We start from the raw sequence: 6,819 nt of genomic DNA on the forward strand, positions 1-6,819 counted from the left end.
GGCCCGGTGACACCACCCCCCGGATCATCAACCGCAACAAGGGGGGGAAGTCATGCCGGACCCGAAGGCCGGTAGCCCCATTGCGGAGCCACAAAAAAGGTAACGGGGGGGCGAAGCCCGACAGCCGGCCGGTGGGATCGCCCGGGTCGAGCAGCCTGGAGTCCACGGATGGAGGGTCTGCGTCCACGGCGACCGCGAGCGCGAGGCCTGGCGGCGCTACGCCCCCGAGGAGAACCCGCTCGCCGAACTCGTCCGCCGCCGCTTCGCCCCAGTGTCGGCCCGGCTGCTGGGCGAGGCGGGACCACGGCCATACAGCATCCTGACCCGATACTCCGACCTGCCGTCAGCCCGGCCGGTCCACGACCCGGCTCCCCGACGGTGGCGTCACATCGCCGATCAACTGCTGTCTGCCCTCGCGAACCAGGCGCTGAAGGATCTGTGGGCGGTTCCGACCTGAACAGGCCGACCGGCCCGAGGGGATCCGCCGCAGCCTCCGGGAGGGCTGGGTCGCCCGGGATTCGGGCAGGGCCAGCGAAGACGAGACATGACGACCAACCGGAAACGGGGAATCGGAAGGCTTTCACATCCCCGACCGGGCCCGGCTGGGCGTCCCTGCTGCACTGGTAGCAGCAGGGACGCCGTGAGCGGTCAGGCCGCTGGCCTGCTGCCCAATTCCGCCAGAAGGGCTACGGAGATCCCGGCCTCCTCGGCAGCGTCGATCGCCCGCAAGGCGAGATCGGCGGCAACCAGCTCGCGACTGACCGGTTCGATGTCGTCGCCGAGCCCCCTAAGACGTCATCTCATTTGGTGAGTCTGCGGTAGCAGATGAGGGTGCAGGCCATGCTGGTGAAGGCGAGGAAGTGGTCGGCTTTGCGTTCGTAGCGGCGGTGGAGTCGGCGGCAGCCGGCGAGCCAGGCCATGGTGCGTTCGATGGTCCAGCGGTGGCGGCTCAGTCGCTGCGGCGTGCGCGAGATCGCCCGCAGGCTCGGCCGCAACCCGGGCACGATCTCACGCGAACTGCGCCGCAACGCGGCGACCCGGAGCGGCAAGCCGGTCTACCGGGCCCTGGTGGCGCAATGGAAGGCCCAGCAGACGGCGAAGCGGCCGAAGACCGCGAAGCTCGCAGGCAACGAGAGGCTGCGTGAGTACGTGCAGGAACGGCTCGCCGGCAGTGTCCGCCGCCCCGGCGGCACGATTGTCAGCGGGCCGGAGACGAAGGCGTGGAAGGGGCTGAACAAGCCGCATCGGCAGGACAGGCGGTGGGCGACGGCATGGAGTCCGGAGCAGATCTCGCACCGGGTCCGTGTCGACTTCCCCGATGATGAGTCCATGCGCATCAGCCATGAAGCGATCTACCAGGCGCTGTTCATCGAGAGCCGTGGCGCGCTCAAGCGGGAACTGGTCACGTGTCTGCGCACCGGCCGGGCCCTGCGGACTCCCCGCGCACGGTCGCAGAACAAAGCAAAGGGGCATGTCACCGCGGACGTCGTCCTCAGCGAACGCCCCGCCGAGGCCGGGGACCGCGCGGTCCCCGGGCACTGGGAAGGCGATTTGATCACCGGGACGGGCCGCTCCGCGATCGGCACGCTCGTCGAACGCCGCAGCCGCTCCACGCTCCTGGTGCACCTGCCCCGGCTCGAGGGCTGGGGCGAGAATCCGCCCGTGAAGAACGGCCCCTCGCTCGGCGGCTATGGCGCAATCGCGATGAACAAAGCGCTCACCACGTCGATGACGCGGCTGCCCGAGCAGCTACGCAAGACCCTCACCTGGGACCGTGGGAAGGAACTCTCCGGCCACGCCCAGTTCGCCCTCGATACCGGGACGAAGGTGTTCTTCGCCGATCCGCACTCGCCCTGGCAACGACCGACGAACGAGAACACGAACGGGCTGCTGCGTCAGTACTTCCCGAAGGGCACTGATCTCTCCCGCTGGTCGTCCACAGACCTCGAAGCCGTCGCCATGGCGGTCAACAACCGGCCCCGCAAAGTGCTCGGCTGGAGGACGCCGACCGAGGTCTTCGAAGAGCAGCTACGCTCGCTGCAACAGCCCGGTGTTGCAACGACTGGTTGAACTCGCCCAATATACGAGTGTGCGCTTCACCGAGCACTTGAGCATCGAAGGGATTCGCCCCTCGATCGGCAGCGTCGGGGACGCGTATGACAACGCGCTGATGGAGACGATCAACGGCCTCTACAAGGCCGAGTGCATACGCACCAAGGTCTTCCACGACGGTCCCTGGAGAACGGTCTCGGACGTCGAGTACGCCACCGCCTCATGGGTCGAGTGGTACAACGACCGCCGCCTGCACTCAAGTCTGGGCCTGATCAGCCCCACCGAGTTCGAGGCAGCCCACTACGCTGACACAGAACCAGGAGCCGACTGATCACCGGCCAACAAACCACCGGCAGGAAAGTCGGAACGGTTCAATATGTGTTTCGGTCTTCTCCGTGACTGGTCTGTGTCTTGTCGTCGGGTTGGTGGGTTCATGCACCTACTGTCCGCAGTGGCGGGGTGATCGGCCCCGTGACGGGCGGCTTTCCACTGAGAGGACATGACGTGGCGGCAGGTGCGGGGATGACGTCCGAGCAGCGGCTGGAGCGGCTGCGGGACGTGCTGACGGGCAAGCGGAGGTCGCCGCTGGCGCCGTATGGCGTGCAGGGGCAGGAGCAGGGGCCGACGAGGTCGAACCTGCTGACGGCGGTGGCGCTGCACGCCGCCGGGCGGTTCTGGAAGGGCGAGCCGGCCACCGACCTGGAGGGCCGGCTGCTGGCGCTGATGCGCACCGAGCTCTCCGATGACGACATCAAGGCCATCGGGGCGCTGTACCGCTTCGCCGTGACGTACCCGACGGATCCGCTACTGCTTCCGGAGTCCGTGACGTCGCGTCCGGTGACCTCGGGGTACGACTGGGCCGATCTTCGGTCCGACGGCCCGGCCATGGTGCGCGAGAGGCTGGCGCAGCCGAACGTGACGGTGGTGGACCGGGCGCTCGTCGCCTCGGGTGCCCAGATCGACAGCCCGGTCTTCATCGAGTCCCTGCAGGACTACGGCGGTGGCGTCGTGGTGCTGGGCCGCACCGGCAGCCAGGCCGCGGCCGCCGCCGGGGACACTTCGTCCGAGACGGCCGGCGAACTCGCGACGGCCCAGCCGTTCCCCATCAAGCTGGAGGCGGAGAGCTTCCACGTGCTCCGGGTGGTGGGCGACCAGGGTGGCGGCAAGGACGAGATCTACTGGTGCGCCTCCTCCGGCAGCGACCAGGCCGCCGGCCCCAGCTTCCACTCGCAGGAGTTTGGGAAGGTCCAAAAGGGCCAGACCCACACCTTCAGCGCCGCCAACCGCACCCTCTTCGAGGGCCAGGTCGGCGACTGGCTGATCCTGCAGCTCTTCTGCTTCGAAGCCGACCAGAGCAACAGCGACTGGTACGACGCCCTGCACGCCAAACTGCGCGAACTGTCCGACTTCATCTTCGACAACCCCGCGTACCAGGTGGGCTCCAACCTGCCCGGTGGCGACCTCGCGGGCTGGATGGCGGACATCAACACCCTCGGGGTCATCCTGATGACCTACCTGCGCAACGAGGACGACCTGTCCTGCTCCCGCCCCTTCTACCTGGACCGCTACGATCTCGCGCTCCTCGCCGACCGCGGCACTGTGGACTGGCACTTCAACGGCATCGGCCACCACACCCTGAAAGTCAAGTACGCCAGCCCCCAGAAGATCCCCTTCCCCGCGGGCAGCCTGGAGTACACCGTGCGCGCAGGCGGCAGCTACGGAGCGCCGATCACCCTGGACTGGCAGTCCATCACCCCACCGGCCCTGGCCAGCTACCAGAACAAGCTCCACGTCCTGTTCAACCGGCCCAGCGACAAGGCCCTGATGTGGGCCTACCTGGACAACGGCGTCTGGAGCGCACCCCGCCAGGTCAACCGCGAGTACTCCGACATCGCCTGTTCCCTCGCCGTCTTCCGAGGCAAACTGTGGTGCGCCCATGCCGGGACGGACGGCACCCTGGGCTGGTTCACCTTCGACGGCACGACCTGGAGCGCACGCACCCGGTTCAGCGGCTACGAAACGCGCCTCGCCCCGGCCCTGGCGGGCGAGTACCAAGGACGGCTGTGGCTGACCCATGTCGGGGTCGAAGGCAAGCTGTACCTCAACACCCATGACGGCAGCACCTGGAGCAGCGCCTACAGGGACAACCTGGTATGGATCGTCGACAGCCCCGCAACCATGGCCGTCGGCTACGACGGGAAGCTGTGGCGGGCCGCGCGCGGCACCGACAGCAATCTGTACTACAGCACCTCCTCCGGCGGAGCCGAGTGGAGGGCGGCCGAGGGCGTCACCCACCCGAGCCCGGTCAGCCCCACGCTGCTAGGCCACAGCGGCGGCCTGGAGCTCTTCCGACGCATGAGCGACAACCGCATCAACTCATCGCACTACCTCGCCTCACAGGACATGTGGACCGGCGGCGCACTGCTCGGGATCAGCCCCATGCGCGAGATGGCCGCAGCCGAGCACGACGGGCAGTTGTACGTGATGTGCCACCGCACCTGAGAGCCGCCGCGGACGGCCCATTTCTGCCACCCCGGATTGCCGGCGCTGCGCCCGGACGCTCGAGGTGGCTGCGGTTCTTGACGTAGAACCCGGCTGCGCCTGGCGCTCTCCAATGTGCGCCAGACTCAGGCCCGGGCCAGTACTCATGTCCGGTCGACTTCGCGCGGTCCGTCGGTCAGCAGCCCACGAACCAGCTGGCGGCGGTCGAAGCCCCCGAGGACTTCACGAGCACGGCCCGCTCGGGTCGCTGTGGTGGCGCCACGGTCGCGCGGACGGCACTGTTTGGGCCAGGCCCTGGACAAAGCCCAGCGCGCTACTGGGCCAGTCGGGCCAACTACGTGGCTAAGAGCATCCGCCAGTAGGTCGGGATTGGCCGGTCAGGTGGGCCCGCGTCAGCCTCGTCTCCAGAAGTCGTGCGGGTGTCGTCCGGGTCGGAATCCACCGGCTTCCGCCATCGCGGCGGCGTCCGTGAAACCGTTGGCGAGGGCAGCCGGATCGTGCGCGTCACTGCCGAAGGTGATGGCCTCGCCTCCTTCTTGGCGCCACCATTGCACGATCTGGGGATGCAGGGGGACCTTGGTGTTCACCTCCAGAGCCTTGCCGGCGGTGGCGAGTGCCCGGAGCACGTTGCGGTAGTCGTCCTCGAATGCGTGGGGCTCGTATGGGGCGGCGTCCGTTGGCCAGTGGCGTACGGGGTAGTCAATGTGAGCCAGTACTTCGAAAGCGTCGAACTGCTCGATCATGCAGATGGTCTCAGCTAGGTACTCGCGCACGACTTCGGCGGGCGGGCGGTGGCGGTAGGCCCCGGAGACTTCGGTCAATCCGTCAGCGACCGCCACGGAATGCACGGAGGCCAGGACGCGGTCGAATTCTCCCAGGGCGAGGAGTTGCGAGGCGCGGTCGTCGTGCCAGTGCGGCTCGCTGAGTTCGATGCCGGAGCTGATGTGCAGGGTCGGGAAGCGCTCCCGGCACCGCTTAAGGCACTCCAGGTAGCCGTTGAGATCGAGTTCGGGAGGGGTCAACACGTGGCCGGTGACCAGCGGTTGCCACTGGGTGGGGATGTGCTCGCTGTCTTTACCCTGCAGCGTCCATGGGGTGAAGTCGGCGTGCTCGGTGAACGCCAGAGATGGCAGGCCCAGCTCGACCGCGCGCACGCAAGTCTGCTCCATCGAGCCGGTCAGCGCATCCCATGACCATTGGCTGTGAACGTGGCTGTCTGGTGGGAGCAAGAGCCGACCCTCTCGTTGGAAGTGGCGCCCGGGAAGTACCGCCGTTCTAGGGGACGCGCCGGCCGATGGTGCAGTTCCTGCTGACGAAGCAGCTGGGTCATCGTTTGACGCGCTGCGAGACCTCCACCAGCAGCCGGGGCCCGAACTGGCCAACCGACGTAATTCGTCGACCTGCGGGAAGGCTTGGTTGACCGGGTATCACTTCCCACGTTGCTGGAGATCATCTCCCAAGGGCTCCTGTCCTTGGTTTCGTGGGTGGTGTTTGGGCGGGCGATGGTGTTGCGGCTGCGCCTGTGGCGGGCTTCTTCTCTCGCCTCCGGGGGCTGGTGTCAGCCTTGGTCGCCGGTTCAGGCGGTCGGGGCTCCGGCGGGGAGGGCCAGCCCCTCCCCGCCGGGGCTTCCCTCGACGGTGCGGTGGTCAGAGGGAGGCGTTGATCATGGTGCTGGTGTGGTTGCCGGGGAAGGCGGTGAGGTCGAGGTACTCGGGGGCGGCCCCGGTGCCGTCGCCGTGACGGGACGTCAGCAGGACTGTGCTGTCGTCGGTGGCGACGGCGAACCGGGCGTCGGCGCCGACGGGGGCGGCGCTGAGCTGGTACCGGTGATGTTCCCGACGGCGCCTGGTCGGCCCGGCGCCGCAGGTGGCCCGCCCTCTGGGTCCGCAATTGCACCGGACAGTAGGTCACCCCACCGTTCGCGCCTGCCACACTGACTCATGACACGATGCATATACCTGACCAGGCATTTTACGGATCGCAGCGGATCGAGCGGAACAGCCCGGCATGATCTTGCCGAGACTTCAAAGCCCTGGTCGCCCGCGCATCCGTCGGCCCGGCGCAGCATCGGCCGCCCGGTCGGACGACGCCGATCCGTTGCGCCGCCACCGCGACACCCAACTGTGCAGAGTGCCGGAGTGCACGCCTATGGGTGTGGGGGGGGGGGGGGGGGGGGGGGGGGGGGGGGGGGGGGGGGGGGGGGGGGGGGGGGGGGGGGGGGGGGGGGGGGGGGGGGGGGGGGGGGGGGGGGGGGGGGGGGGGGGG

Annotated in this window: 3 protein-coding genes and 2 pseudogenes; 3 read left to right on the forward strand and 2 right to left on the reverse strand. The window is 68.4% G+C overall.

What is annotated here, in order from left to right; translation table 11 throughout:
* Nucleotides 1-800: 800 nt before the first annotated feature.
* Nucleotides 801-959: pseudogene (locus ACEPPI_RS39255) on the reverse strand (transposase); the annotation flags it as partial.
* Between ACEPPI_RS39255 and ACEPPI_RS39260 the strand changes: the two are divergent.
* From ACEPPI_RS39260 to ACEPPI_RS39270, 3 genes and pseudogenes are all read left to right on the forward strand, one after another.
* Nucleotides 919-2,070: an IS30 family transposase gene (locus ACEPPI_RS39260; protein WP_373920041.1), complete on the forward strand. Its 1,152-nt coding sequence runs from the start codon at nucleotides 919-921 to the stop codon at nucleotides 2,068-2,070. The pseudogene ACEPPI_RS39255 and the gene ACEPPI_RS39260 sit on opposite strands and share 41 nt — an antisense overlap.
* Nucleotides 2,071-2,074: 4 nt before the next feature.
* Nucleotides 2,075-2,383, forward strand: a pseudogene (locus tag ACEPPI_RS39265) (integrase core domain-containing protein); the annotation flags it as partial.
* 191 nt (nucleotides 2,384-2,574) lie between these two features.
* Nucleotides 2,575-4,554, forward strand: coding sequence for a hypothetical protein (locus tag ACEPPI_RS39270; protein ID WP_373920042.1), 1,980 nt, complete (start codon nucleotides 2,575-2,577; stop codon nucleotides 4,552-4,554).
* A 392-nt stretch (nucleotides 4,555-4,946) separates the two neighbouring features.
* On the opposite strand, the gene ACEPPI_RS39275 is transcribed toward ACEPPI_RS39270, so the two are convergent.
* A complete protein-coding gene (locus ACEPPI_RS39275; RefSeq protein WP_373920043.1) occupies nucleotides 4,947-5,936 on the reverse strand; it encodes a PHP domain-containing protein in 990 nt (329 codons plus the stop codon).
* Between the last annotated feature and the right edge of the window lie 883 nt (nucleotides 5,937-6,819).

The organism is Streptomyces sp. AB3(2024), from assembly GCF_041862025.1.
Lineage (GTDB): Bacteria > Actinomycetota > Actinomycetes > Streptomycetales > Streptomycetaceae > Streptomyces.

Coding starts and splice junctions, on each gene's coding strand:
- ACEPPI_RS39260 (WP_373920041.1), top strand. CDS start 919: ATGGTGCGTTCGATGGTCCAGCGGTGGCGGCTCAGTCGCTGCGGCGTG.
- ACEPPI_RS39270 (WP_373920042.1), top strand. CDS start 2,575: ATGACGTCCGAGCAGCGGCTGGAGCGGCTGCGGGACGTGCTGACGGGC.